The 24,970-nt window shown below is 66.6% G+C and carries 25 protein-coding genes and 1 pseudogene; 14 read left to right on the forward strand and 12 right to left on the reverse strand.

The features are described 5' to 3' along the window. Window positions 1-17: 17 nt before the first annotated feature. From ACQP1G_RS34785 to ACQP1G_RS34795, 3 genes are read right to left on the reverse strand one after another with little or no spacing between them, the layout of a single operon-like run. The gene (locus tag ACQP1G_RS34785) at window positions 18-818 is read right to left on the reverse strand and encodes an alpha/beta fold hydrolase (RefSeq protein WP_433193924.1); all 801 of its coding nucleotides are present in this window, start codon (window positions 816-818) and stop codon (window positions 18-20) included. 58 nt (window positions 819-876) lie between these two features. Continuing rightward, a complete protein-coding gene (locus ACQP1G_RS34790; RefSeq protein ID WP_433193925.1) occupies window positions 877-1,701 on the reverse strand; it encodes an alpha/beta fold hydrolase in 825 nt (274 codons plus the stop codon). 36 nt (window positions 1,702-1,737) lie between these two features. Then, the gene (locus tag ACQP1G_RS34795; protein WP_433193926.1) at window positions 1,738-1,959 is read right to left on the reverse strand and encodes a hypothetical protein; all 222 of its coding nucleotides are present in this window, start codon (window positions 1,957-1,959) and stop codon (window positions 1,738-1,740) included. Here ACQP1G_RS34795 and ACQP1G_RS34800 point away from each other — a divergent pair. Together ACQP1G_RS34800 and ACQP1G_RS34805 are read left to right on the forward strand one after the other, a co-directional pair. Next, on the forward strand, window positions 1,894-2,115 hold the full coding sequence (locus ACQP1G_RS34800) for a LuxR C-terminal-related transcriptional regulator (protein ID WP_433209084.1): 222 nt from the start codon (window positions 1,894-1,896) through the stop codon (window positions 2,113-2,115). The two genes, ACQP1G_RS34795 and ACQP1G_RS34800, sit on opposite strands and share 66 nt — an antisense overlap. A 36-nt stretch (window positions 2,116-2,151) precedes the next feature. Further along, window positions 2,152-2,949 carry an AfsR/SARP family transcriptional regulator gene (locus ACQP1G_RS34805; RefSeq protein WP_433193927.1) on the forward strand — a complete coding sequence of 266 codons (798 nt, stop codon included), beginning with the start codon at window positions 2,152-2,154 and terminating at the stop codon, window positions 2,947-2,949. An 18-nt stretch (window positions 2,950-2,967) separates the two neighbouring features. Here the strand turns inward: ACQP1G_RS34805 and ACQP1G_RS34810 are convergent, their stop codons facing one another. Further along, window positions 2,968-3,378: a MoaF-related domain-containing protein gene (locus tag ACQP1G_RS34810; protein WP_433193928.1), complete on the reverse strand. Its 411-nt coding sequence runs from the start codon at window positions 3,376-3,378 to the stop codon at window positions 2,968-2,970. A 25-nt stretch (window positions 3,379-3,403) separates the two neighbouring features. Then, window positions 3,404-6,094 carry an ATP-binding protein gene (locus ACQP1G_RS34815; protein ID WP_433193929.1) on the reverse strand — a complete coding sequence of 897 codons (2,691 nt, stop codon included), beginning with the start codon at window positions 6,092-6,094 and terminating at the stop codon, window positions 3,404-3,406. A gap of 306 nt (window positions 6,095-6,400) precedes the next feature. On the opposite strand from ACQP1G_RS34815, the gene ACQP1G_RS34820 reads away from it, so the two are divergent. Beyond that, window positions 6,401-7,513 (forward strand): FAD-dependent monooxygenase, encoded by a 1,113-nt coding sequence (locus tag ACQP1G_RS34820; protein ID WP_433193930.1) that lies wholly within the window; start codon window positions 6,401-6,403, stop codon window positions 7,511-7,513. 48 nt (window positions 7,514-7,561) lie between these two features. Continuing rightward, window positions 7,562-8,254 carry an alpha/beta fold hydrolase gene (locus tag ACQP1G_RS34825; protein WP_433193931.1) on the forward strand — a complete coding sequence of 231 codons (693 nt, stop codon included), beginning with the start codon at window positions 7,562-7,564 and terminating at the stop codon, window positions 8,252-8,254. Here ACQP1G_RS34825 and ACQP1G_RS34830 read toward each other — a convergent pair. Together ACQP1G_RS34830 and ACQP1G_RS34835 are read right to left on the reverse strand one after the other, a co-directional pair. Beyond that, window positions 8,233-10,260 (reverse strand): ATP-binding protein, encoded by a 2,028-nt coding sequence (locus ACQP1G_RS34830; protein WP_433193932.1) that lies wholly within the window; start codon window positions 10,258-10,260, stop codon window positions 8,233-8,235. The two genes, ACQP1G_RS34825 and ACQP1G_RS34830, sit on opposite strands and share 22 nt — an antisense overlap. Before the next feature lie 71 nt (window positions 10,261-10,331). Continuing rightward, window positions 10,332-10,895, reverse strand: a complete 564-nt coding sequence (locus ACQP1G_RS34835; RefSeq protein WP_433209545.1) for a hypothetical protein — start codon at window positions 10,893-10,895, stop codon at window positions 10,332-10,334. On the opposite strand from ACQP1G_RS34835, the pseudogene ACQP1G_RS34840 reads away from it, so the two are divergent. The 4 genes and pseudogenes from ACQP1G_RS34840 to ACQP1G_RS34855 form a co-directional block, all read left to right on the forward strand. Further along, window positions 10,801-11,175 (forward strand): annotated as a pseudogene (locus ACQP1G_RS34840) (DUF7691 family protein); the annotation flags it as partial. The gene ACQP1G_RS34835 and the pseudogene ACQP1G_RS34840 sit on opposite strands and share 95 nt — an antisense overlap. 101 nt (window positions 11,176-11,276) lie before the next feature. Then, on the forward strand, window positions 11,277-11,714 hold the full coding sequence (locus ACQP1G_RS34845; RefSeq protein ID WP_433209548.1) for a hypothetical protein: 438 nt from the start codon (window positions 11,277-11,279) through the stop codon (window positions 11,712-11,714). Window positions 11,715-12,059: 345 nt separating this feature from the next. Then, complete coding sequence (locus ACQP1G_RS34850; RefSeq protein ID WP_433193933.1) at window positions 12,060-12,293, forward strand: hypothetical protein; 234 nt, start codon at window positions 12,060-12,062, stop codon at window positions 12,291-12,293. Window positions 12,294-12,466: 173 nt separating this feature from the next. Next, the gene (locus tag ACQP1G_RS34855) at window positions 12,467-14,023 is read left to right on the forward strand and encodes an AMP-binding protein (protein ID WP_433193934.1); all 1,557 of its coding nucleotides are present in this window, start codon (window positions 12,467-12,469) and stop codon (window positions 14,021-14,023) included. Between the two features lie 171 nt (window positions 14,024-14,194). Here the strand turns inward: ACQP1G_RS34855 and ACQP1G_RS34860 are convergent, their stop codons facing one another. Beyond that, window positions 14,195-14,863, reverse strand: coding sequence for an SRPBCC family protein (locus ACQP1G_RS34860; RefSeq protein ID WP_433193935.1), 669 nt, complete (start codon window positions 14,861-14,863; stop codon window positions 14,195-14,197). Between the two features lie 159 nt (window positions 14,864-15,022). On the opposite strand from ACQP1G_RS34860, the gene ACQP1G_RS34865 reads away from it, so the two are divergent. Next, the gene (locus ACQP1G_RS34865; RefSeq protein ID WP_433193936.1) at window positions 15,023-15,688 is read left to right on the forward strand and encodes a TetR/AcrR family transcriptional regulator; all 666 of its coding nucleotides are present in this window, start codon (window positions 15,023-15,025) and stop codon (window positions 15,686-15,688) included. Between the two features lie 221 nt (window positions 15,689-15,909). Here the strand turns inward: ACQP1G_RS34865 and ACQP1G_RS34870 are convergent, their stop codons facing one another. Both ACQP1G_RS34870 and ACQP1G_RS34875 read right to left on the reverse strand, forming a co-directional pair. After that, window positions 15,910-16,110 (reverse strand): DUF6186 family protein, encoded by a 201-nt coding sequence (locus ACQP1G_RS34870; protein ID WP_433193937.1) that lies wholly within the window; start codon window positions 16,108-16,110, stop codon window positions 15,910-15,912. Further along, complete coding sequence (locus ACQP1G_RS34875) at window positions 16,107-16,520, reverse strand: hypothetical protein (RefSeq protein WP_433193938.1); 414 nt, start codon at window positions 16,518-16,520, stop codon at window positions 16,107-16,109. The genes ACQP1G_RS34870 and ACQP1G_RS34875 overlap by 4 nt, the downstream gene beginning before the upstream one ends. 258 nt (window positions 16,521-16,778) lie before the next feature. On the opposite strand from ACQP1G_RS34875, the gene ACQP1G_RS34880 reads away from it, so the two are divergent. Then, window positions 16,779-17,615 (forward strand): SMP-30/gluconolactonase/LRE family protein, encoded by an 837-nt coding sequence (locus ACQP1G_RS34880; protein WP_433193939.1) that lies wholly within the window; start codon window positions 16,779-16,781, stop codon window positions 17,613-17,615. Between the two features lie 88 nt (window positions 17,616-17,703). Here ACQP1G_RS34880 and ACQP1G_RS34885 read toward each other — a convergent pair whose 3' ends face one another. Both ACQP1G_RS34885 and ACQP1G_RS34890 read right to left on the reverse strand, forming a co-directional pair. Then, window positions 17,704-18,897, reverse strand: a complete 1,194-nt coding sequence (locus ACQP1G_RS34885; protein ID WP_433193940.1) for a DUF1501 domain-containing protein — start codon at window positions 18,895-18,897, stop codon at window positions 17,704-17,706. An 18-nt stretch (window positions 18,898-18,915) separates the two neighbouring features. Next, window positions 18,916-20,232, reverse strand: coding sequence for a DUF1800 domain-containing protein (locus ACQP1G_RS34890; RefSeq protein ID WP_433193941.1), 1,317 nt, complete (start codon window positions 20,230-20,232; stop codon window positions 18,916-18,918). A gap of 82 nt (window positions 20,233-20,314) precedes the next feature. On the opposite strand from ACQP1G_RS34890, the gene ACQP1G_RS34895 reads away from it, so the two are divergent. From ACQP1G_RS34895 to ACQP1G_RS34910, 4 genes are all read left to right on the forward strand, one after another. Continuing rightward, the gene (locus ACQP1G_RS34895; protein WP_433193942.1) at window positions 20,315-20,998 is read left to right on the forward strand and encodes a response regulator transcription factor; all 684 of its coding nucleotides are present in this window, start codon (window positions 20,315-20,317) and stop codon (window positions 20,996-20,998) included. 52 nt (window positions 20,999-21,050) lie between these two features. Continuing rightward, window positions 21,051-22,373, forward strand: a complete 1,323-nt coding sequence (locus ACQP1G_RS34900) for a sensor histidine kinase (RefSeq protein ID WP_433193943.1) — start codon at window positions 21,051-21,053, stop codon at window positions 22,371-22,373. An 83-nt stretch (window positions 22,374-22,456) separates the two neighbouring features. Continuing rightward, the gene (locus tag ACQP1G_RS34905; RefSeq protein ID WP_433193944.1) at window positions 22,457-22,780 is read left to right on the forward strand and encodes a hemophore-related protein; all 324 of its coding nucleotides are present in this window, start codon (window positions 22,457-22,459) and stop codon (window positions 22,778-22,780) included. A gap of 284 nt (window positions 22,781-23,064) precedes the next feature. Further along, window positions 23,065-24,618: an acyl-CoA carboxylase subunit beta gene (locus ACQP1G_RS34910; protein ID WP_433193945.1), complete on the forward strand. Its 1,554-nt coding sequence runs from the start codon at window positions 23,065-23,067 to the stop codon at window positions 24,616-24,618. Window positions 24,619-24,970 lie beyond the last annotated feature (352 nt).

Raw genomic sequence — 24,970 nt, forward strand, 5'->3', positions numbered from 1 at the left:
GAAATCGGCTGGGCCGATCAGGAGACGGCGCCGGCGGCGTCGACGATGACCTTGGCCACGACATCGGGCTGGGAGACCGTGACCGCGTGCGAGGCGCCGGGGATTTCGACGGTCGCGCGGGCTCCGGCGCGTTCGGCCATGAATCGGTGCGCGGCGACCGGGATGTTGTAGTCGGCGTCGGGGTAGACGAACCAGGAGGGCCGGGTCTTCCAGTTGGGCGCACCGGATTTGCCGTTGAGGGCGCGATCGTTGAGCGGTCGCTGAGTGCGGGCGTCGAGTGCGGCCTGCGCGGCGCTCACGTCGGCAGCGAACTGCTTCTGGTACTTCTCGGGCTTGATGTAGAGGTCGGTACTGCCGTCGGCGAGCGTGACCTTGTTCAGGGTTTCGCCGAGGGTGCTGCCCGGGAACTTGCCGGACAGCTCACCGATGGTTTCGCCCTCCTCGGGGGCGAAGGCCGCTACGTAGACCAGGCCCTTGACCTTGGGATCGATGATCTGCGAAATGACCTGCCCGCCATAGGAATGCCCGACCAGGACGACCGGCCCGTTGATCGAGGCGACCACGCCGCGGACGGCATCGGCATCACCCTGGACGCTACGCAGCGGATTGCCCACCGCGATATTGGTCAGGCCCTGCCGATTCAGCCGGTCGATGACTCCGTTCCAGCTGGCGGACTCGGCGAACGCGCCGTGGACAAGAACGATGGTCGGTTTCACCGGCGCGGGGGCCGGGTCGGCGGAGGCACAGCCGGCGCTGGCGAGGGTGGCGCTCAGGCCAAGGGCGGCGGCGGCGATCTTGGCGGAGTTGGCAATACGCATGACGAATTCCTCTGCTGTTCAAGGTGTTTCGTTGAGGTTATGGGAATTTCAGAGGGAGTCAGTACTTCAGGAACTCGAGCAGATCCGCTTCGAAGGCGGTCCGGAATTCGCCGTAGAGCCCGTGCGCTCCGCCTGGGTAGACGCGCAGGGTCGAATGCTCGAGCAGCTCAGCGGATTTCACCGCCGAGTCGTGCAGCGGGACGATCTGGTCGTCATCGCCGTGCGCGACCAGTACCGGAATATCGATGCGCCGCAGATCCTCGGTGAAGTCGGTCTCGGAGAACTGGGTGATGCATTCGTAGGCGGCGCGGATACCGGCCTGCATACTCAGCCGCCAGAACGCGCGGCGCGCACCTTCCGACGCGATCACGCCGGGCCGGTTGAAGCCGTAGAAGGTTTCGCTCAGATCCCAATAGAACTGAGAGCGATCGGTGTCGACGCCGGCGCGGATGGCGTCGAACACCTCCCTCGGGGTGCCTTCGGGATTGGTCTCCGACTCGACCATGATCGGCGGCACCGCACCCAGCAGCACGGCCTTCGAGACGCGGGCGCTGCCGTGCCGGCCGAGGTAGCGGGCGACCTCGCCGCCGCCGGTGGAATGCCCGACGAGCACGGCGTCGCGTAGATCGAGCGTCTCGATCAGCTCGGCCAGATCGTCGGCGTAGCGATCCATGGTGTTGCCGCCCCAGGTCTGGGTGGATCGGCCATGGCCGCGGCGGTCGTGGGCGATGGCGCGGAAACCGTGCTCGGCGACCAGGCGGGCTTGCTCGTCCCAGGCGTCGGCGTTGAGCGGCCAGCCGTGGCTGAAGACGATCGGTCGTCCGGTGCCCCAGTCCTTGAAGAAGATCTCGGCGCCGTCGGTCGTGGTGAATGTCGATGTCATGGCCATGAAATTACGAAGCTGGGCACCCCTGCCGAATCAGTTGAACGACTGCGTCGATGACTGAGTGACATTGTCGAACCGCGACGGTTCTGTCTGGTCGTCGAACTGCTCCCCGAGGACGCTGCCGCCGATGAGGCCAGCACCCGTCGCGCCGCGAACGCCCGCGACCAGCTCACCCCGCAGGAACTTCAGATCGCCACGCTTGCCGCCGAAGGACTCACCCACCGCCAGATCGCCGAGAAGCTCTACCTTTCGCACCGCACTGTCGGCTCCCACCTGTACCGAATCTTCCCGCGGCTGGCATCACCGGCCGAGTCGAGTTGGCCGCGGTGCTCGAGAGTATCGCCGCCCAGCGCCGATTTGAGCACTGCTGAACAGCCGAATGGGCTGGGAAGTGAGCAGCTTTCGTGGTGATCATGGGCTGCCACCTAGAGTGAGGAGTACGAGGCGGTGTCGAACACGGATGTGACGTTGTTGCGGCTTTCGATGCTCGGACCTGTGGAGGTGTGGTTCGGCGAGGTTCCGGTAGGGATCCAGCAGCAGAAGCCGCAGACGCTGCTGGCGATGCTGGCCCGGAACGCGGGGCGGGTGGTGTCGATCGACGAGCTGATCGATGGCCTGTGGGGCGTGGACGACAGTCCTGATTCGGCGGTCGGAGCCATTCGGAATTTCGTGTGGTCGGTGCGTCGGCAGTTGGCCGTCCATGATGACTGCGCCGACGCCGTAGTGTCGGTGCGTGGTGGTTACCGCCTGGCGCTGCCGGTCGATACCGATGCCGATGCCGCCGAACGGCACCGGGCCACGGCGGAAATGTCCCGCGCCGCAGGAAGTCTCGTCGATGCCGACCGGGAAGCGCTTGCCGGACTGGCGCTTTGGCGCGGCGATCCGTTGTCCGGAGTGCCGGGGCCTTGGGCGGCGGTGGAGCGTGCGCGGCTGCGGCGACTGCGCCGCACCCTGCAAGAACTCTCTATCGAAACTGCCTCGGCCACAGGTGAATTAGACCGCGCGATCACTGAGGTGGAGTCGCTGCGGATCGTGGATCCGCACTGCGAACGGTTGACGGCGCTGATGATGACGGCCCTGCACGACAACGGCCGGCGGGCCGAGGCATTAGCCGTCTATCTGGACGCCAGGCAGCGCCTGGTGGCGGATCTGGGCCTGGAGCCGGGCACCGCCCTGGCCGCATTGCATCAGCGAATACTCACCGACGAGGTCGCGCTGCGGCGCAGCGCGACCTGCGCTTCCTGACCGGTGGACGGAGGCCACTCACTCGTCGCACACAGCGTGGAACAGTCGCAGCGTCCCGGCAAGAATCACCGCCTCTCCCCCGGCAGGCATGGCCACGGCGCGCACCACACCGTTGGGGAAGTCGGCGATCTGGGCGACCACGGTGCCGCTTCGCTCCCGCCAGGTGCTGAAGAACAAGCCGGGACGCAGCTCCGCCATGGTGGTCTCGACGGACTCGCGATGGCCCGCATCGGCCAGCCCGGCTCCTTCCAGCACCGTGATCGTCAAACTGGTGTCGGACTCGTACCGCAGCACGGCCACGTAGTCATCCATATAGGCCAGGAAGCAACTGCCGAATATCCGCAGCGCCATCGACGAACCCCGTTCCTCGGTGGAGTGCGGACGTACCCGCGATTCTGCCGGGACCCGGCGGGCGACCACATCCGTCACGTGACTGCGCTGCGCCCCGGGTTGTCTATCCTTCCGCGACAGCGTCTCTCAGCTGGTGCCGCGCGGTGACACCGAGCAACGGGAAGGCCTGGTACAGGTGGCTCCCGACCGTACGGTGCGACAGATAGAGACGCTCACCGATCTCTTTGTTGGTGTATCCCGCGGCGGCGAGTTCGACAATCTGCCGGGTGCGGGCAGGCAGGTTGGCCAATGCGCCACGGCTGACGGGCTTGGGGTGCAACCCCGCCGCACGCAGCTCGGCACGGGTCCGTTCGGCCCAGGGTGCGGCACCCAGTCGTTCGAAGATTCGCAGGGCCTCGGTAAGCATGGGCCGGGCCTCGGCGATCCGACGGGCGCGGCGTAGCCATTCGCCGAATTCCAGCTGGGTCTGCGCCCGTTCGAACGGCCATTGCTCGCCCGCCGATTCACCCAGCGCCGCCCGGAAATACTGCTCGGCATCATCGCCCGCGGCGAGCAGGGCGCGCGCACGGTCGAAGATCAGTCGCAGCCGCAGCGACGGGCCCCCGGTGGTCGCGGCCACGACATGGTCGAGCACGGTGCGCGCCTCCTCGGTCCGGCCGGTTCTGGCGGCGGCCGCCGCCAGGTCGGCAACGCCGTAGCAGGAGACGCCGTAATGCAGTGGCACGCCAGCATCGTCGAAATTCTGTCGCAGCCAACCGAACCCGGATTGATGGTCCCCTTCGGTGATCGCCGCGAGCCCCGCGACCCAGCGGGCCCTGACCGTCAACTCGCTGACGCTCGCCGGATCCGGGATGCGGGCAAGGATGTCCGCGGCCGAGGTCGCAGCGCGGGCCGTATCGCCGCGCAAGGCGGCGATGGCGGCCTGGGTGAACTGGGCGAACTGGACCGCCAGGAGCGTGGTGTCGCCCGCATCGATCTTGGCGACGGCACGTTCGGCCTCGTCCCAGCGACCCGTGCAGAACAGCGCGGTGCCCAGATAGGCGGCCATCATTCCGCCGAGCAGGACGTGAGCGTCCGGGCGTTCGGGGTGTGCGACAGAGTTCAGCAGGCCGGCGGCGGTCGCGGTCTCGTCGAGCCGCAGGCAGATCCGCGCGAGGTGAAAATTCAGCGCGGTGTGCTCTTGCTGCGCGGCCGTCAGGTCGGGCAGGCTCTTGCGGGTGGTCTCGGCGAAGCCGAAGGGATCCACCGCCATCAGCATGTCCAGCCGGTATTCCGCTGGGACCCAGTCGATATCGGCCATGGCGCGCAGGCTGCGGGCGCGGTGTTCGGCGCGGCCGGACAGGTAGGTGGCCTCGCCCACGATGGTGAGGGCAGTCAAGGTGCCCCCGTCGTACGGCACGGCATCATCGAGCGTGGGAGCGAGCAGCACGAAGGCCCGATCCAGTTCGAGATCTTGGAGCGCGGCGATTCCGCGCCACGATCGGGCGATGGCGTCGTCGGCCGATTCGTCGTTCTGCGCGACGAGCTCACTCGCGCGGGCGGCGAGTGCCATTGCCTGCGAGACCATTCCGACGGCGAAGAACTCGATCGCGGCGTGGAACAGCCGACGGCCGTGGTCGCGGACGCCGGGGGTCAGCTGGGCCGCGCGCACCAGGCCGGTCGCGCCCTCCGCCAACGCGCCGCGACCCCAGGACCGCGTCGCGGCCTGCTCGATGATCTGTGCGACGTCCTCGTCGGGCTCGATCGTGGCCGCCGACAGGTGCCAGGCGCGACGGACGATGTCGTCGGTCAACGCCTCGGCGAGCTCGAGATGCACCTGTCTGCGCACTGACGCTGGCGCGGCACCATAGATCGCCGAGCGAATGAGGGGATGGCGGAACTCGATTCGCCCGGGGCTCAGCCGGATCAGTCCGGCCTGTTCCGCGGGCCGCCAGACCTGAGCGCCGACCGGCGGGAGGACTGCTCGCACCACAGCCTGGTCGGTGATATCCGCGGCGGCGCCGACCAACAGTGCGTGCCGGGTGTCCGCGGGGAGCGTAACGAGTTGGGCGGCGAAGGCCCGGATGAGCCGATCGGTGACGGGGATCGCGGGGGCGAAGACGTCGGCATCGCGCATGGCCCTGGGCAATTCGTGTAAGGCGAGCGGGTTGCCTTCCGCCGCTGCGAGCACCCGGGCCCGCAGCTCACCGTCCGGGGCGTCGGGTAGCAGGTCCAGCACCTGCCCCGATTCGACCGGCCCGAGAGGAGCCAACACGATCGAGGGCAGCGCGTCCTCGAACTCCTCCGGCAGCCGGTCGCCACGGCAGGCGGCGAGCAGGCCGATCGGTTCGCCTTCCAGCCTTCGGATAAGGAAGGCCAGCAGCGCCCGGCTGGCGAGGTCGAACCATTGCAGGTCGTCCAGCACGATCAGCAGCGGTTGCTGTTCGGCCAGGTTCGACAGCAGCGTGAGCACGGCCATGTTGAAGATCATGCGGTCGGGCGCGGCGGTCTCTTCGCCGAAGCCGAAGGCATTGAGCAGCGCTGACCGCTGCCGGCCCGGTAGCGCGTCAGCGTCGTCGAGGTAGGAAAAGAGCAGCTGGTGCAGACCGGCGTAGGCGAGGTCGATCTCGGCGACACTGCCCCTGGCGCGCAGCACGCGCACGCCGCGTTCGACGGCGTCCTCGGCGGTGGCGCCCAGCAGTGCGGACTTGCCGATACCCGCCTCGCCCAGCACGGCGATCAGCGAGGGGCCCGCCGTATGCGGAGACAGCGCATCCGCTATGAGCGACATCTCCTGGTCGCGGCCGACCAGCATTCCCCGCATTGTGCCACCCTCTCCGTGTCCACCCGCCGGAGAAACATCCCAATTGGTCGACTTATGCCGTTTCGACTGTGGACCTTATCGGAATTCTCCCGTGATCCGTCCGGCAGAGTCATCCGACTGATGCGGAGCTGATCCCAGGTGCCGTAGGTTCTTCCGGCCGCTGGCAATGATCGAGTGGACAGGCACCCACGAATGACAGAAGTGAGCAGTTTCTGGTCTGGCGGATGGGCTGTGGCGCAGGCGAGGTTTGGTGCCGACCGGCTCGGGTGCGCCGGACAGGCACAACGAGGAGGTCACATGCCGATTCCGCTCAACGTTCTGGTCGTCGGGTCGGGGGTCGCCGGGATGGCGGCGGCCGGCGCGATGCATCGTCGCGGGTTGTCGGTGGATATCGTCGAGCGACGGACACACAGCCCGGCCGGGGCTGGACTCTTCTTGCCGGGCAATGCCGTTCGGGCGCTGACCGAACTCGGTCTCGGGGCTGCGCTGGGCGCGGACGGTGTGCCGATTCACAGACAGCGCCTACGGGACCAGCGCGGCCACACGCTCGCCGAAATCGACGTGACCGCCCTGTGGGACGGTGTCGGGCAGCCGATGGGTATCACGTATGACCGGCTGCGCACGGCCCTGGTGGACAACCTGCCGCTGCCCGTCCGGACCGGTGTCACCGTGCGCGCGCTCACCGAGTCCGAATCCGGTGTAGAGGTGGAGTTCAGCGACGGTAGCGGCGGCCGCTTCGACGTCGTGGTCGGCGCCGACGGAGTGCACTCCGAGCTGCGGCGCATAGTGAATCCGCAAGCCGAAGCACGCTATGTGGGTCAGATCTGCTGGCGGTTCGTCACCGACAACACCGCGGATATCGACGCCTGGACCGTGTGGCTCGGGCGCGGTGCGACGTTCCTCGCGGTGCCGGTCGGCAAGGACCGGCTGTACTGCTATGCCGATCTGTCGACGTCCGGACCGGTTGCCGTCACACCGGCGGGATCGTCTCTGGCCGAACACTTTTCCCGTTTCGACAACCAGGTCCGAGATCTGATCGCGCGGCCGGAGGCCACCGATGCTCACTTCTCCGGCATCGAGGAAGTCACCGACCCGGCCTGGCGGATCCGGCGCATCATCCTCATCGGTGATGCCGCACACGCGAGTTCCCCCAATATGGCTCAGGGTGTGGCGATGTCGGTGGAGGACGCCCTCGTGCTTGCCGAATCACTGAGCGGGACCGGCGAAATCGAGCAGTTGCTGGAGGGGTATCGGCAGCGGCGGCTGCCGCGCACCCAGTGGGTGCAGGCCCGGACGCGGCGACGCGACAGCACGAGGGGAACGGCCCCGGTCGTTCGTAACACGGTGCTTCGCCTGGCTGCTCCCCGAATCTACGAGCGCGACTACGGCAGGCTCCGCGACGTGCCGTGAGCCACGCCGAACTCCTTGCTACTCATAACCTTCGAAAGAGGAAATCGAATGACTGTCGTCTTCGTGCACGGTGTCCCTGGGACTGCGGCCGTGTGGGACGCCCTGCGCGCCCATCTCGCTGTCGACAGCAGGGCACTGTCGCTGCCCGGCTTCGGGGTCGCCAGACCGGAGTCGTTCGCCGCCACCAAAACCGCGTACGCGGACTGGCTGGCGGCCGAGCTGCGGGGCATCCCCGGCCCAATCGACCTGGTCGGCCATGACTGGGGCGCCCTGCTGACCTACCGGATCGTCACCAAATATGATGTTCCAGTCCGCAGTTGGATAGCGGACGCAGCGAGCATCATGCACCCAGACTACCGCTGGCACGAGCTGGGCCAAACCTGGCAGACCATCGGAGCCGGCGAAGAATTCATGCGACAGTCCACCGATATCGACGCCCGCATGGGGCGCTCCATCCTGGATCTCTATCGTTCCGCCACTCCAAATCTTTACTGGGACTGGGGAACCGACCTGCGGCGCACCGCCGCAGCGGGCCTGGTCATCACCCCGCTGCAGGACCCCTACGACGATTACCAGCTAGCCGGCGAGGTCGCCCGGGACCTCGGGGCAACCTTCTACCTCATGCCGGACGCGGGCCACCAATGGATGGTCGAGCAGCCGGCAGCGGGAGCCGAAGCGCTGCAGGACTTCTGGACATCGCTGTTTCCCGCGTGCGGACCTCACTGGCCGTTCAACTCGTGATGCCAGAGCAGCTCGCTCATCCGATCCACGGCGGTGCCGAGATGGCGGCGGTAGGTGCTGAACGGCAATCCCAGCAGCTCCGCCGCCACCTCCTGAGTGGGCGCGCCCTTGAAGTAGGCGACATTCACCGCCCGGTGCAACTTCTCACCGCCGCGCTCGGCGAGCAGCGACTGCGCCGCGTCCGCGAGCACTTCGGTCAGCGACTTCCCGCTCTCGGTGACCAGACGGCTCCGGTTGAGCGGGTTATCACCGAGCGCAACCGGTTTGCGCAGCGTGCGCAGCGCGTCGCGAATTGCCGTGTCGAACTCCGGACGGGACAGCACAACCAACTCCGTGGGCCCGCGAACCGGCCCATCGGCCATGGAGGCGCCCGCGAGCATGGCAGCGGACTTCTCCTCCAGCCACGGGCCGGGCGGTTGCGTGCGCCAGTCGTGGGCGAACAGCGCGTACCGATGGGCACCAACGCTCGGCGGAGCATCGATGGGCGCCATATTGATATCGCCGAGGTGCGCGTCCCAGTAGCCATCGTCACGCATGACGACAAACGACCAGGCGAGCCTTTCACCGCGAATCATTTCCCCGGTGGCACGCCACTGGGCGAGCGTGGTAGCCGCAGCGGGTCGTTGGTAGGCGGTGGCGTCGACGGTGAAGCGAGCCAACGCCATATACTCCCCCGACCGGAGCGGCCCATGGGCGCGCGCGTAGCGCCACGCCGCCGCGACCACCGGATCGACCTCCAGCCCCACGGGCTCGGCGAGTTCGAGCCACGCGGAGAATGCGACGACCTCGCCCGTCTGCGTCGCGAGATAGGCCCGGAACGCCGCGGGCTGCTGGTCCAGCCAGAACGCTACGATCGCCGCCGACGCATCCCCTTCGTGCCGCTGCACCAGCGCCAACACCTGCTCGCGCTGCGACTCGACATACGGATGATCCTCGACGAGCCCCACATCGCGCCAGACATTGAATTCCGAGATCTGCCGGTCAGTGCGATACAGGAAGATCACCGCGCCGGTTGACTGCAGCAACTGTGATTCCGGAGCCGACCGCAGGTGCGCCAGCTGCACTTCCCGCATCCGGTGATGTATTTCGGCAAATCCCTCCGCGTCACGCCACCGCAGATCGGCTTCCAGCGCTTCCCGCACCACATCGTGCGGAAACAACCCGGCGCCGGTGTACTCGATGAACGGCTGCACCCGCAGCCACGCGAACAACTCCGCCGCCCGCTCCCCGAACACGGCCCGCAGCAGTGACTCCGAGGTGACATAGGCGTGCGCGCAGACTTCGAGCGCCCGGCTGTGCTCGGGGCTCGGTGTGCTGCCGATCAATTGGCGCAGCAATGTCGCGATGGTGTCCTGGCTCGGTCGCCAATCACCGGTCGGTGCACCATCTTTTACCGCCTCCACCGCCACCGCGGCCGCCAAGGCCAGCGCGAGCGGATTGCCCCCGGTGAACTCGAGCACGGCCTGCTGCACAGTGGCCGGCACATGCCGCGCGTGCAGGAATTCGGCCGCCTCCTGCGGAACGAGATTCCGGAGCGCGGTGACCCGGAGGAGATCAACCCATCCCGGGTCAGAGGTCCACAGCGGGTCCGGCTCGGCACGCCCGGCGACCACCACCACCGCGCCGACAGGCAACTGCGGCAGAAACCGCTCCCACAGCCATCCTTCGAGTCCCTGGCACTTCTCGAAGGTATCGATGAGCAGCACCACCCCCGGTCGCTGCAGTGCGGCTCCGGCTGCCGCCAGGAACCCCTCGGGCGTCGGAACCACTGTTCGGCCGTCGATTTCGACGACTTGCCGACCCGCGCGCCGAGCCTGCCCGGCAAACTTCCACAGCAGCGTGGACTTGCCGATACCGCCTGGCCCGTGCAGGTAATGGACGGGCCGGGCCGCGTGATCCCCCGCGAGCGCCGCGGCGAATCCCTCGAGTTCGGTGCGTCGGCCGACGAAGGCCCGGTCACGCCCGGCGGCCAAAGTGTGAGCCAGCATGGTGGTGTTTGTCGGCATGCCGAAGAATTTAGGCCGCGCAGGCTCTTGGGCGAATCAGTCGAACGACTGCGCCTGGAGGTCCCGAAGGGCTACATGGCAATACATCCGGGGGGTGTCGCATCCTGCCCGAGTTCCACTCGACGTGTCTCGAGGTCGGGATGGCGAACAAGCTCGTGTACCAGTCCGGCAGGCCCGCCGACACAGATCCAGTCGTCGTCGAACAGCCGCGACACCAGCCAGCAGCGGTCGGTCGGAAAGATCAGGTCGGGCAGGCTACGACGTTGACGCCAAGTCAGCTTGCGCCAGCTGAGCGCCTGCTCCGGCCCCGCCTCGACCAGCACATAGTGCCAATCGGCGTACAAGGTCACGCGGGGAGCTTCGGGGAAGACGATGTCGTCGACGCCGTTATCGAGGTAACCCAACCACCAACGCGGGTTCGCCGACTCAACGCGCAGGACCGACACCAGCGCTCGGTCCAGCGCCTCCCAGGCCGCGTCGTCGTCTTCCGGCACGACGATCGTGGCATACCTGTCGAAGACCGGCGGGATCGCGGAGACGATGGTCAGCCCGGCCGAGGTACCGTCCGCGATCCATGCGGTCTCCGCGTTGGTTCCGATTCGCCAGGAACCGCCATCCGAGGTGCTGAGATCCACCCACCAATCGTCGCCGGGTCCGCGCAGAATCGCCAATGAATTCGAGTGGGTCGGGCGGGCGCGGGCTCGATCGAGCGGCTCGGTTGGCAGTGGCTTCGTGATCACCGAGCCCGTGCCGGCACCACATCCCGAGTTCCCGCTCCTCCCACGTCCGATCGACGGCTACCCGACCATCGGCTACCTGCCGCTGGCCGAGACCGCAGCCGACGCATACCGCGCCGTCCTGGACTGGATGGACCCCGCTTTCCGGTACGACGTCCAAGAACTCATCGACAAATACAATCGAATCCATCATGCGCAGACGACAATTCACGTCGACTCGCGCGAGCCGCGCAGCCGCCTTGTCGCCCGAACAGTTCTTTCCGTGAGTAGGGACAATCAATGTCGTACAGTCCGCCGCCGGAACCGACCAACCCGCCCCAGTACCCCGGCACGGCGACTCCCGGCCCGAACGCCGGATACTTCACGCCACCGGATCCGCTCTATCCGAATCCTCCTCGGCCGCAACAATCCTGGGACTATCCCAGCGGCCACGGATGGCAAGGCGGCCCACAACCGACCGATCGGCGGCACGGAATGGGGCTCGCCGTCGGGGCGGTACTCCTCGGCATCATCGGTTGCGTACTCCCGTTCCTGCCGATCGACCTGACCGGTGTACGCCCCTTCATCGGCCTCCCGTTCGGAACCGCCGGACTGATCCTCGGGATCGTCGGCTGCACCGGACAACGCCGCGGCAAGGGCCTGGCAGTCACGGGAATAGTCCTGTCCACCATGGCACTTGCCGCCGAGTTCATCATGATCGCCAACCAGGTGATCTGAGCAGCAGCAGCGGCTCCCAGCGGACCGGGCACATCCCCCACACTCCGTCAGCACGGCGAATATCCCTGTGGCACTTGGCCTCAGCCAACCGGACTCGGCGGAGCTGACACTGATGGAGGAGCCGGATCACGCCGCGATGACGCCTTTGCCGGGGCATGTCGCTGTAGGCCGTGAACAACCTCTTCCACCTTCCCGTGATTCGGTGTACCGTTATTTAACGGCTCAATATATGAGGCGTACGCACGGCGAAGCCGCGGCCGACCCGCGAAAATATCGCAACGCGAACGGGACCGACTTCGGCGACGCCGACGGTGGACATACGGCTGCGCGTGCTCGGGAGGCGAAATGCTCGGTCTGGAAGGTCGACTGGCTCAGCTCATCGAGGAGGCGAGAACCTTGGGCAGCGGTGCGACCGTCGAGACAGTAGGCGGCCTGCAGTACACCTTGGGCTCCTTGGACCTGGAACTCGAGACAGGGTCCGCCGACCGGCGTCGCGAACTCGGCAGGCTACGCCGCGAAGCCGGATTGCTGCTAGCCGACGCCCACGCCCGTGCCGTCCTGGCCCGCGATTTCGGGTGATCCGGGTCGCGAGAGATACCCGGATAATCCAACGGAGCGAGATGCGCATTCGGCAACCCCCTCCGGCCTGTCGAGCACCGAACTGATCGCCGAGTTCTTCGACCTCGCCCATCCAGCGGACGACCGAATCCGATCACACAGTCTGCACAGGCCGACATGGCAGACTGCGGTTCATGGACGACGCTTCGGTGAACCGCTCGGCCGACCCCACGATCACCTGTGGAACCCGGGTGCGCAACCACCAGGAAGCCCACCACCGCGCCGGTCGTCTCGCCGCAGCTCTGGCAGCCGCCGGAATCGGCCGCGGGAATCGGGTCGCGGTCATGCTGCGCAACGACATCGAGTTCCTCGAGGTCTCGTTGGCCATCGCCGCCAGCGGGGCCAATCCAGTGCCGATCAACACGCGATGGCAGGCACCCGAGGTCGAACATGTACTCGTCGACAGCGCTGCCGGACTCGTCATCGCCCATACCGAATTCATCGACGTCATCACGACCGCGCTCGCACGCGCAGGCCTGGATACGCGCATCGTCGAGGTCGCGATGCCGACCGAGTTGCTCGATGAAGCCGGACTCGACCGTGCGTTGGCGCACCCCACCCAGCGACACACCACTCTCGAACAGTGGATCCGCGACCACCCGGAACCGCTCGGCCACCTCGAAGGCGCCGTCGCCGATTCGATGGGACTCATCTACACCTCCGGCACCACCGGAACACCCAAAGGTGTTCTGCGCGAACGCATGACACCGCACCAACTGCTGTCCATCGCGGGCGGCGCGGCGAACCGGATGGGGCTCGCCCCGGGCGGTCGGATGCTGGTGGCCGGGCCGTTGTACCACACCAGCCCCAACGCGGTCGCCGTGCTGGCCCTGCGCATGGGCACCAATATCACGATCATGCCCCGCTGGGATGCCGAGCGATTCCTGCAACTCGTCGACGAACACCGCATCACCCAGGCCAAAATCGTGCCGACCATGCTCTCCCGACTGCAGTCACTGCCCATCGAAATCCGTAGTCGCTACAACGTTTCCAGCCTCACCCACCTCATCCACTCCGCCGCGCCCTGCCCGCCCGCGGTCAAACGCACCGCCATCGACTGGTTCGGCGACGCACTGATCGAGTACTACGGCTGCACCGAAGCAGGCACCATCACCTGGATCACCGCCGCCGAATGGCTCGAACACCCCGGCAGCGTCGGCCGCGGCGCAGACGGCTCCGCCGTCATCATCGCCGATGAGAACGGAACCCCCTGTCCCCCAGGCGAAATCGGACACGTCTTCGTCCGTGGCGCCGAGTACTGGCCGAGCTTCACCTACCTCAACCGGAACAGCACCACGCCCGGTCCCGTTCCGGGATTCATCACCGTCGGCGACACCGGCTATCTCGACAGCGACGGCTACCTGTACCTCACCGGCCGCTCCAGCGAAGTCATCATCTCCGGCGGCGTCAACATCTATCCCGCCGAAATCGAAAACGCCATCATGGCACTCGAAACCGTAGAAGACGTCGCAGTATCCGCAATCCCCTCCGCCACCGACCTCGGTGAGACAGTGGCCGCCCACATCGTCCCCCGCCCCGACGCCGACCTCAGCGCGGAACTGATCCGCGCGAACCTGGAAGGGCAACTCGCGCACTACAAAATACCCACGCACATCACCATCACGACCCGGCTTCCGCGCGATGACTCCGGCAAGGTCTACAAACGTCAGCTGCGAGACCAGAGCCGGTGAATCGCAGACGCGCTGGGCAGCAGCCGCCGAAGATCATTCGGATCAAGACGGCAGTGCCGAGATCAGCTGTAGGCGTTCGCTTTGTGACGATGTCGGTGCCCGTGACGCATCCACCTGGGTGACCGCCTTGCCGTGCCGAGGCGCCCGCACCACGACATCCGTATCGGGACTTCAGGGGTGGGCTTCGGCGGTGGCCTTCAGGTCTCGCAACCAGGCTTCGAGACCGGCTCCGAGGAAGGCGGTGGATGTGGGTATGTCGGCTTCGACCTGTTCGCCCGTCCAGTTCTCTTCGGTGCGCACGAGAACACCGCCGGCAACCTCGGTGAAGGTCCAGACGTGGACGCCATTGTCGATGCCGAGCCCGTCGCCGATCGCGGGTCCGCTCCAGCGGATGCAGTTGTTGCGCTGGAGTTGCTGGACGGAGGACGTGATGACAAGGGTGGTCGCAGGGGTCGTGGCAGTGGCGGGCGCCGGAGTTGTCCACTGAAACTGCGAGCCTTCTCGCAGTGGTCCCTGGTCCAGCCGCTTCATGCTGGTGACGGGCTGCTGCCACGCGGGCCAGCGTTCCACGTCGGTGTGCAGTTCCCAGATGGTGCTCAGCGGTGCCTTGATCAAGGCCTCGGTGCGGTACCGGATCCGGGCAGCACCATCGATACCGGCCCCGCCGCAGGTCAGCGAATCCGGATGAGCGGGTTCGGCGGTCGTTTCCTGCCGGGGGTCGCCGTTACCGGCATCGCTACCGCACGCGGCGACGGCGGCCAGGGCAACCGCGGCGGCCAACGGGATCAGGAACAGGGCGGTGCGCCTACCGGCCCGGCGGCGGATTTGCGGGTTGGACATGGGTCTCTCCTCGTTCATGGCTCGAGCCGACTTCCATCGAGTTATATATGCTCGATTTAGTTAGAGGCTATAACCGCCATGCTGTGAGTGTCAATAGGGAAAGTGATAGGGTCTAACCAACCTGCTGACAGAGCGGAGCCCGAGAGGAGACGGTTGACGATGGGAGCCGGTGCGACAGGTTCGCGAGAGCGCTATCGGGCCCAAGTGCGCGAGGAGATCAAGCAGCACGCATGGCAGCAAATCGCCACGGCCGGCGTGCCCGCGCTCTCGCTCAACGCGATCGCCAAACATGTGGGTATGAGCGGCCCCGCCCTGTACCGGTACTTCGCCAGCCGTGACGAGTTGATCACCGAACTCATCCGCGACGCCTACCGAAGCCTTGCCGACACTCTCCGAGCAGCATTCGACTCCGGTGCCGACGTGGCCGGGCTGGCCTACACCGTGCGCGAATGGGCCCTGCACGACCCACAGCGATACTTCCTCATCTACGGCACACCCGTCCCCGGCTATCACGCGCCCGACGACACCACCGCGATCTCGTCCGAAATCATGGCGGTGCTGATCGAGGCCTTCCCCGCGCTGCCCCTGAACACGCCGACAACACCCTTCGACGCCCACCTCGAAACCCACCGCCGATGGGCCGACGGCCACTCGGTGCCCACCACGACCCTCCACCGCGCCGTGTCCTTCTGGACCCGACTCCACGGCGTCCTCTCCCTCGAACTCGCCGGCCACTTCACCGGCATGGAATTCGACCCCGCCCTACTGTTCGCCGACGAACTGAACACACTGGTGACGCCCTCACCTCGACCGAGCACCCCCTAGCAGCCGCATCTGCGGTCAACTCGGCTTATCGGTATCGCGGCGCTGCTGGTCATGGCTCGAGAAACAAGCGTTCGCACGACAGGCGCGGTAGCAGCCGACATTCCTCGACCGCTTCGCGAATCAATTCGATTGTGCACCAGCGCTTTCGCCGCCAATCGTGGATCAGATCGGACACCTGCCGAAGCACGCGGCGGAACCGTCCAGCAACGTCACGGTTGCCCCTACCGCACGAGAAAGTGCCAGCCGACCCACGCCCACACGACCACAGCGGCAATCCTCGCCACCCGAGTGCGCGTGAGGTACGCAACTGTTTCCCCCACCGGCGCGACCAGATCCCGGCGCACATGCGTGACCACAACTACGCCGAGCGTGACCAGCAGCACCACCACGAACCCGACGATGACGATCATCCGATCGCTCATCTCGACACCAGCCACCAGCCGACACCCAGCCACACCAGCCATCCGACGAACCGCAGCGGCCACTGCTCGAGCGCCGGATCCAGCAACGTCGACAACGTCGGGTGCACCTCACTCGGCCGCCGCCAATCCGGTTGCCGCGCAAACGCATACACCTCCCACACCGATGCCGTGACCAGCAGCGTCGACCAGACAGCCACTCCGCGCCGCAGCCGGACGGTACGGGAAATCCGCTTGGGCCTCGCCCGGAACGCCAGCACCGAAACCACAACCACCGACACCACCACCAACACGGTCGCCGACCAACTGAACGGTCGGGTGGCGGCCCCACCCGCCGCCAGCACAACACCGACGGCCAGCAGCACCATCCGCCGCCGAAATGGCCGCGCCGAGAACGCCGGTTCCCCTGTCACACGGGCAGAATAAGTCCCTGAACACCGAATTCGGGCATATATCGGTGGCAGAACCAGTACACCGCAAGGTAGATCCAGGCCGCACCGATGTGATGCATCGGCGCGTTGCCTCATGCGAGTTGATGCGGCATGAAGTATGAGTTGTCGAGCGTCTACCGCCATGGGAAGTGCGCCTGGGCGGCTGAATATCTGTCTCGCGATGAGTTTTCGAAACCTACGACGTCTGCACTACTACCGACGCAGGAAGGAAATCACGACGTGAGTACGTTCGAGATTCTGATGGATGGAGTCGTGTTCGGCGAGTCTCCACGCTGGCACGACGAACGACTCTGGTTCTCCGACTGGGGAGCGAACCAGGTGATTGCCCTCGGCGACGATCACCGCCACGAGGTCATCGTGAAAATCCCGTCGTTCCCGATGTGCATCGACTTCCTCCCCGACGGGCAACTGCTGGTCGTGGACTCGGCCCAGCAACAGCTCGTTCGCCGCGATCCCGACGGGGCGCTCGTTCGGCATGCCGACCTTTCCGCGGTGTCGGACAAGCCATGGAACGACATCGTGGTCGACGACCGGGGTAACGCCTATGTCAACAACATCGGCTTCAGCTTCCCCGCCGGTGAATTCGCGCCGGGCCTCGTTGCCCTCGTTACGCCGGCGGGCAACGTCCGTCAGGTCGCCGACGACCTCGCTTTCCCGAACGGGATGGCAATCATGCCCGACGGCGAGACCCTCATCGTTGCCGAGTCGTACGCCAACCGACTCACCGCCTACGACATCGGGCCCGACGGCGGCCTCGACAAACGCCGGATATGGGCAGAGACCCCGGGTGACCATCCGGACGGGATCTGTATCGATGCCGATGGCGCGGTCTGGTACGCCGATGTGGGCAACCAGCATTGTGTTCGTGTGGGTGAGGGCGGTGCGGTACTGGCCACTGTCGAACTCGACCGCGGCGCCTTCGCCTGCGCGCTCAGCCGGGGTGCGAATCCGCATCTGTATGTCGTCGGCCAGAAATGGGGCGGCGCGGAGTCATCGGAACCCACAGGGCAGGTGGTGGCGTTCCCGGCACCCGCGCCGGGTGCCGGGAAACCCTGACGAGGTCGGCTTCGTACTTCGCATAGACCTCTACACCGTGCGACGGCAGGACCGTCGCGCACACGCCCCTGAGCGACAAGACGTTCCCTCAGGCGATCAAACCCAGGTCGTGTCGAGCGGTACCGACAGCGGGACCCGGGTCGGTCGCGACGACGCGGTGCAGCAATTCCGAGTAGATGTCACGGAAGTCGACGGTGGACTTCAGATCACCGTTGTCGAGGTCGGTCAGGCTGGGCTCGTCGCCGTAGAAGCCGCCCTTGACCCGCGCTCCCGCAACGAACACCGGGCCGGCAGTGCCGTGGTCGGTGCCCTGGGAAGCGTTGGCGGCGACGCGGCGGCCGAATTCGCTGTAGGCCATGAGAACTACGTCGCGGCCACGGGGATGGCCTGCCATATCCGTCAAGAAGGCCGACACCGCCTCGTCGAGTCGTCCGAGCAGTTGCTGCTGAGTGCGGCGTTCATCGGCATGGGTGTCGAATCCGCCCAGGCTGACCGAATACACCTGGGTGGGCACGCCCGCCTTGATGCACTGTCCGACGAGCGCGAGCTGGGCGGCGAGCGGATTACCGCCGGGGTCGGCGGGTTTCGCGCCGACTGAGGAAAACGTCTGCGTCACAGCCTGTTCGGCGCGATAGCCCGCACAGACGAGCGCCTGGGCGGGACTGTCGCGGGGGTCGGTGGCGGCGAGCGCGGCCAATGCGGTGGACAATTCGGGCGATAGCGGGGCCGCGGCGGGATCCAGCGCCGCTGCCGTGTGCTTGTCCCCCATTGCCAGCTGCGGCAGCACCGGGCCGATATTGACCGCACGCACCGGATCGTCGCCGGTCGCGTCGAGCCAGCGCCCGATCCATCCGGTATTGATCGGACGGTCCGGAGCGGCCGTCTGCCAGATATCCATCGAGCGGAAGTGGCTGTGATCCGGATGCGGGTAGCCGACCCCGCGCACGATCGCGAGGTTGTGGCTGCTCCACAGATCCGCGAAGCCCTGCATCGCCGGATTGAGTCCGAGCTGCCCGTCCAGGTGCAGTACCTCCTGCGGCTGATACGACAACTCCGGTCGCGCATCGTGATAGGCGTTGTCCGCGTACGGAATCACGGTGTTGACGCCGTCGTTGCCGCCGTACATCGTCACCAGGACCAGGATTCCGGTGCTCGGCGCCAGGGGTGCGGTGGCGGCGTGCCGGTGCAGTTCATCCCAGGTGATCACGGAGCCACCGGCCAGCCCGAGTGCACCCAGTACGCTGCTGCCGACAAGGAACTGTCTGCGATTGAATTGAGCCATGGTTCGATGACTTTCCGGTCAGCTGGTCAGGTACTCGGGAGTGTTCACCGCGATCGTGGTGAGCCGGGCGGGATCGTTTCGCACCGCCGCGAGCACGGCGGCGCTGCGGTCCGACCAGGCGCCGATGCCGAGCTGGTAGCCGACCGCATCGAGGCGATCGCCCGGCGCGGCAGACGAAATCCGGCTGAGGTCCGCCTTTTTCACGAGCTCGGATGCCGCGGTGAGCCGAATCTGCGCTGCGGCCGTCGACATCCATGCCTGGCCGTGCGGCCAGCCACCGACGGACGGCGGATAGAACGGCAGCTGTCCAAGATTGCGCAGCACACCCGCCAGCTTCTTGACGTCGGCGTCGTTGTCCATCGGCACCGCCAGCGCCCGCACCATGCCGATCAGCCATTCGACCGGGCCGTGCACGACAGTGTCGTGCACGGCGGCGAATTCGTCGTCGGTGAGGATCGCAGCCACCATCCCCGCGGCGTCGCGGTTCGGTCCGTAGGCCGCCACGGCACGATCGATCGCCGGTTGCGGCGGCGGTGTATCGGAGCCGAGCTGCTGCCACATCCGACCGGCCACATAGCGAGCCGACTCGGGCCGACCGAGTACGATATCGCAGAATTCACGGGCGCCGAGCGAACCCGTCACGCCGAGTAGGGTTTTGGTGCCGAGATCGTGCCGCCGGGAATTCAGCGTGGCGACACCGCTGCCGTCGATCGTCCACCCGGTCAGCGCACGCGCGCCTTCGCGCACATCGGTCTCGGTGTAGCCGTTGCCGTGCCCGAGCGCGAACAGTTCCAGGAACTCGCGCGACAGATTCTCGTTGGGCGCCTTCGCCGAATTGCTGGTGCCGTCGAGCCATTTGAGCATGGCCGCGTCGGTGAGCATCGCGTAGGCGAGCGCGCCGAAGTCGCCGGTGCCCAGAGCGCGCAGCTTCTGGTTCTGCGCGGCCAGGGCCGCGGCGTCGCGAACTTTGACCGCCGATGTCGCGAAGTGGTTGTGCCACAACAGGGTCAGCTTCTCGTGGATCGGCTGCTGTACGGCGGCCATGCGCCGTAACCACCACGCGGTCAGCATTGCGAGTTCGTTGTTGCGTTCGGCGTTGTACCGTCGGCGGACCTCGGGCGTCGCGTTTTTACCCGGTGCGGCGATCCCGGCGAACACCGGCAGCGGCGTCGCCCGCGCGCCGGCATCGTCGTCCGGGCCGGTGGTCAATGCCGATCGCAGGTAGTCGGCGGGCTGCTGCGCACGCACGGCATCGATCTCGGCCCCGGTCGCACCGAAGCCGGCGCGACGAAGCACGCGCGCGGTGTGCATCCACTGCGCCGATTGGCTGCCCATGATCGGAGTATCGCGCCGGCCCCGGCGTCATCGGCTCGTTGATCGCGATCTTTCAGGCGATCTTCAGCTCCCAGGCGCAACAATGACACCTGTGCAGCCGGGACGAATACTTGTCATCGAAGACGCCGAGGCCATCCGGGTCGCGGTGGGATCGGGGCTGACCACGGCCGGACACCAGGTGCTCAGCCGGGAGCACGGCCAACAGTTGGAGCGCGATCTCGCGCAGTTCCGGCCGGATGTGGTCGTGCTCGACATCATGCTGCCCGGACGCGACGGATTCACTCTGCTGGAAACTGTGCGCGCCAGATCGGGAGCCGGTGTCGTCATCCTGACCGCCCGCGACGGTATCGAGGACCGGCTGCGCGGGCTGCGGGCCGGCTCGGATGATTATGTGGTCAAACCGTTCGACCTGGCCGAGCTGGTGGCCCGGGTCGATGCGCTGTTGCGGCGGATGGGGAGGCTCCAGACCAAGACCACGATCGGCGATCTCGTCATCGACGTGGAATCCGGTGCGGTGCACCGTGGCGGCGAAACCATCGTGCTGACCCTCACCGAGTTCAAGCTCCTCGGCTATCTCGCCGCGCACCGCGATCGGGTGGTCACCAAGGCCCAAATCCTGACCGCCGTATGGGGATACGAGGATTACGACCCCAACCTGGTCGAGGTGTATGTCAGCGCGGTTCGGCGCAAGCTGGAGGCGCACGGACCGCGGCTGCTGCACACCGTGCGCGGCCTCGGCTACATCTTGCGGGTCGGTGACCAGTGAGCTGGCGGCGCGGCCCGGGTGACCACCACCGCTCATCTCGGGCCGGGGTGCGATGAAGACGGTGTCGCTACGCAGGCGCGTCACGCTCACCACCGCTACGGTGCTCGGTGCGGTGCTGATCGTCGTTTCGCTGGTGGTGCACGGATTGTTCTCGGTGGCGCTGAATCGCAGTCAGAACGCGGTGCTCGCCGACCGCGTTCAACTGGCACAGCAACTCGCCGGCCAGGGCATCTCGCCCACCGATCTGCTCACCCGGATCGATGCGCGGTCGGTGCGGGCGCGGCTTGTCCTCGCCGACGGCCGCACCTTCGGCAGCCTGAACGCCCAGCACGAGGACCAGTCCACGGTGAAGACCAGACACGTGCTGCTGAACGGCCAGGGCGAGTTGGACCACGCGCGAATGACCCTGCAGCTCGATACCAAACTGTTGGCGGGGGCGCAGTCGAAGCTGGTGCGCGTGCTCGCGGGCACCACCGCCGCCGCGCTGCTCGTGATCCTCATCGGGTTGCCGTTCGGTATTCGGCGCGCCATCGCACCATTGGATTCGATGACCGTGCTGGCTCGCGAGATCGCCCGCGGCCGACGCGGGCGACGGTTGTCACCATCGCGGCCCGACACCGAACTGGGACGCACCGCAACGGCTTTCGATGAAATGCTGGACGCACTGGAAGGCGCCGAGGCCAGAGCGCAGGCCTCGGAGGAACAGATCCGTACCTTCGTCGCCGACGCCGCGCACGAGTTGCGCACCCCGATCACCGGGATTCGCGCGATCGCCGAAGCGGTCCTACAGCAGCCGCCCGACGCCGATCCCGACGCCCGCCAGCAGATGCAGTTGCTATTGGTCCGTGAGGCCCAGCGCGCGGGCCGGCTGGTCGACGATCTCGTCGATCTGGCCCGCATCGACGCCGGACTGCGGCTGCGGCACACAACGACCGATCTATACGACCTCGCCGACGCCCAGTTGAATCGGATGCGGCTGCTGCACAGCGATATCGATTTCGAACTCGCGGGCGATCATGTGGTCGCGGCCATCGACCCGGAACGGGTCAACCAGGTGCTGTTGAACCTGCTCGAGAACGCGTGCCAAGCCCTGCCGGACAGCGGCGCGGTGACAGTGTGGGTCGGCGCCACCCGCAACCTGGCCGAGGTGACGATCAGCGACACCGGCCCAGGGGTGCCGCCCGGCGAACGCGAGCGGATCTTCGACCGGCTGGTGCGTCTCGACCAGGCACGCGATCGCCGCGCGGACGGTTCCGGCCTGGGACTTGCCATCGCCCGCGGCATCGCCAGAGCCCATGGCGGCGACCTGATCTGCCTCGACCCTCCACCCGGACAACACGGTGCGGTGTTCGTGCTGCGGCTGAAGATCGCCTGAAGATCGTGGCACGACAAGGGCACTCGGCCGGCCGGGTCGGCAGATTCGATGGGGACATATCCCTGCGACCACTGGAGTAAGCAATGAAGCGCAGTCTCGTCGCCGCCACCCTCACCGGCCTCGCCGGCCTGGCCATTGCCCTGCCCGCGACCGCCTCCGCCGACCCCGGGCCGCAATGCAACCCCGCGGCCGCGGCCCAGGCGAAGGCGGACAGCGCTCCGAAGGTCGCGGCATTCCTGGCCGGTCACCCGGATTTCGCCGCGGAAATGGCGAAGGTGAAGGCCCTGCCCAAGGATCAGCGCAAGGCAGAGTGGAAGTCCTACCGCCAGGCGCACCCGCAGGACGTACAGGACTTCAAGACCGCCCGCGCGGCCATCCACGACTACCGTCAGGCCTGCCACAAGTAGCCATCGATCTCGCCCACCCGCGTCCGGTGTCACGGGCGCGGGTGCGGATCGAGAGCAGCAACGCCCTTGGCGCGCTTCACAAGTCGATCTTGTTGCCGCCGGTACCGGCGTTCGAGGGCATACCTCTGACTGTGTTCGAACTTGTTGGGCGACAGTCGAGTCTGTGATGTGCGTCCGGCCTCGACTGTGATTTATCCCGTATATCCGGTTCAATGACACGTTCCGTGTCGAGACCGCTTAACGTCGCGACGGCACAACATTTGGTTCGGAAGGTGGCAGCGAGCGTGGCAGGTACCCAGGCGAGGATCGATGAACTGGTCAAGATCCTGACGATCGCTGCGGAACCGGCAGGTGAGGCCGGTGTCGCCAAGCGGGAGAAGAAGGGCGTTCCGAGCGTTCGCCAGCGTGTGGACATGCTGCTCGACCGCGGGACGTTCATCGAAACCGGTGCGTTCGCTCGTCAGCCCGGCCAACCGGATGCTCTCTACGGTGACGGGCTGGTCACCGGTCGCGGGCTGATCGGGGGTCGCCCGGTGGTGGTGATAGCCCACGATCAGACCGTGTACGGCGGGTCGGTCGGTATCACGTCCGCCCGCAAGTTCATGCGGGCGCTGCAACTCGCGTTCGATAACGCGTGCCCGGTGGTGACGATCAATGATTCCGGCGGTGCGCGTATCCAGGACGCGGTGGGTTCGATCGCTTCGTTCGGTGATATCTCCCGGGTGCTGGAGAAACTGTCCGGGTATGTGCCGCAGGTGTCGATCATTCTCGGCAAGTGCGCCGCGGGTTCGGTATACGGGCCGATCAACACCGACGTGCTCATCGGCACCAAGGATTCCTACATGTTCGTCACCGGGCCGGAGGTGATCAAAGCCGTCAACGGTGAGGACATCACCGCCGAGGAACTCGGTGGCGCCGAGGTACAGGCCAAACGCGGCACCCTGCATCACGTCGCCGACACCGAGCAGCAAGCCTACGACTGGGCCCGCAACTACCTGAGCTACATGCCGACGAGCTGTCTCGAGCAGCCGCCGATCGTGAACCCCGGTCTGGAGCCGGAGATCACTGCTGCCGATCGGGAACTCGACACGATCATCCCGGATTCCGATCGGGCCGGTTATGACATGCACGAGATCCTGCTACGGATCTTCGACGACGGTGAATTTCACGAGATCCGCGCCGCGTTCGCCCCGAATCTGATCACCGGATTTGCCAGGGTCGACGGATATCCGGTCGGTGTGATCGCCAACCAGCCGTTGGTGTTGGGTGGTTCCATCGACGCCGCCTGCTCGGACAAGTCGACCTATTTCATCCGACTGTGCGACGCGTTCAATATCCCGCTGGTGTTCGTCGCCGACACCCCGGGCGTGCTGCCGGGCCTCGAGCAGGAAGCCAATGGTGTGATCATCCGCGGCGGCCGGGTCCCGCGCGCGATCATCGAGGCGACGGTCCCGATCATCAACCTGGTCGTGCGCAAGTCCTACGGTGGCGCCTACGGCATGATGGCGGCCCGGCAGGTGGGTGCCGATATCAGTTTCGCCTGGCCGACGGCCCGGATCGCGGTGATCGGCGCCGACAGCGCGGTCGACCTCATCGGCAAGCGGCAATTGGCGGCGGTACCGGAGGAGCATCGGGCAGCGGCGCGCGAGTTCATGATCAACCAGTACAACGAGACGATCGCCACCCCGTGGATCGCCGCCGAACGCGGCTACATCGACGCGGTCATCGAACCAGCGCGCACCCGTCTGGAGATTCGGCGCGCACTGCACCTGTTGCGCGACAAGCCGCCGGTCAAGCCGGAGTTCAACCCGCGCAAACACCCGGTGTACCCGATGTGATCTTCCCGAACCGCGCATCCGCCCCTGTCAGTGACAGCATGTTCCATCGTGGCCATGAAGTCCGGGGCGGACGACAACCCACGCCCGGTGCGCGGCAGGAGCACCCTTCCCTTCCGCAACGCCTCGACCACCTTCGCCGATAACCCCGGAGAACGCGGTTTCCGTTTGCGCTCAACAGGTTTCGGGCCCAGCGGCGCACGCAACCACCGGCGGGCGTGGTCACGGTGCCCTGCCGCTGAGCAAGCACAACTCGGTGGCGGGGCAGCCGGATTCCCAGGCAGGGGTTGTACGGGATCAGCGGGGAAGGCCGTTCGGCCACCGCGTCGTCGCCGGTGCATTCCTCGATACCGGT

The organism is Nocardia sp. CA-107356 (genome assembly GCF_050946365.1).
Classification (GTDB): Bacteria; Actinomycetota; Actinomycetes; order Mycobacteriales; family Mycobacteriaceae; genus Nocardia.

What these genes read in the sequence shown, in the direction of transcription:
- ACQP1G_RS34785 (WP_433193924.1), bottom strand. Translation starts at nt 818, where the DNA reads ATGCGTATTGCCAACTCCGCCAAGATCGCCGCCGCCGCCCTTGGCCTG.
- ACQP1G_RS34790 (WP_433193925.1), bottom strand. Translation starts at nt 1,701, where the DNA reads ATGACATCGACATTCACCACGACCGACGGCGCCGAGATCTTCTTCAAG.
- ACQP1G_RS34815 (WP_433193929.1), bottom strand. Translation starts at nt 6,094, where the DNA reads ATGCTGGTCGGCCGCGACCAGGAGATGTCGCTCATAGCGGATGCGCTG.
- ACQP1G_RS34820 (WP_433193930.1), top strand. Translation starts at nt 6,401, where the DNA reads ATGCCGATTCCGCTCAACGTTCTGGTCGTCGGGTCGGGGGTCGCCGGG.
- ACQP1G_RS34825 (WP_433193931.1), top strand. Translation starts at nt 7,562, where the DNA reads ATGACTGTCGTCTTCGTGCACGGTGTCCCTGGGACTGCGGCCGTGTGG.
- ACQP1G_RS34830 (WP_433193932.1), bottom strand. Translation starts at nt 10,260, where the DNA reads ATGCCGACAAACACCACCATGCTGGCTCACACTTTGGCCGCCGGGCGT.
- ACQP1G_RS34845 (WP_433209548.1), top strand. Translation starts at nt 11,277, where the DNA reads ATGTCGTACAGTCCGCCGCCGGAACCGACCAACCCGCCCCAGTACCCC.
- ACQP1G_RS34850 (WP_433193933.1), top strand. Translation starts at nt 12,060, where the DNA reads ATGCTCGGTCTGGAAGGTCGACTGGCTCAGCTCATCGAGGAGGCGAGA.
- ACQP1G_RS34855 (WP_433193934.1), top strand. Translation starts at nt 12,467, where the DNA reads ATGGACGACGCTTCGGTGAACCGCTCGGCCGACCCCACGATCACCTGT.
- ACQP1G_RS34860 (WP_433193935.1), bottom strand. Translation starts at nt 14,863, where the DNA reads ATGTCCAACCCGCAAATCCGCCGCCGGGCCGGTAGGCGCACCGCCCTG.
- ACQP1G_RS34865 (WP_433193936.1), top strand. Translation starts at nt 15,023, where the DNA reads ATGGGAGCCGGTGCGACAGGTTCGCGAGAGCGCTATCGGGCCCAAGTG.
- ACQP1G_RS34870 (WP_433193937.1), bottom strand. Translation starts at nt 16,110, where the DNA reads ATGAGCGATCGGATGATCGTCATCGTCGGGTTCGTGGTGGTGCTGCTG.
- ACQP1G_RS34885 (WP_433193940.1), bottom strand. Translation starts at nt 18,897, where the DNA reads ATGGCTCAATTCAATCGCAGACAGTTCCTTGTCGGCAGCAGCGTACTG.
- ACQP1G_RS34890 (WP_433193941.1), bottom strand. Translation starts at nt 20,232, where the DNA reads ATGGGCAGCCAATCGGCGCAGTGGATGCACACCGCGCGCGTGCTTCGT.
- ACQP1G_RS34895 (WP_433193942.1), top strand. Translation starts at nt 20,315, where the DNA reads ATGACACCTGTGCAGCCGGGACGAATACTTGTCATCGAAGACGCCGAG.
- ACQP1G_RS34900 (WP_433193943.1), top strand. Translation starts at nt 21,051, where the DNA reads ATGAAGACGGTGTCGCTACGCAGGCGCGTCACGCTCACCACCGCTACG.
- ACQP1G_RS34905 (WP_433193944.1), top strand. Translation starts at nt 22,457, where the DNA reads ATGAAGCGCAGTCTCGTCGCCGCCACCCTCACCGGCCTCGCCGGCCTG.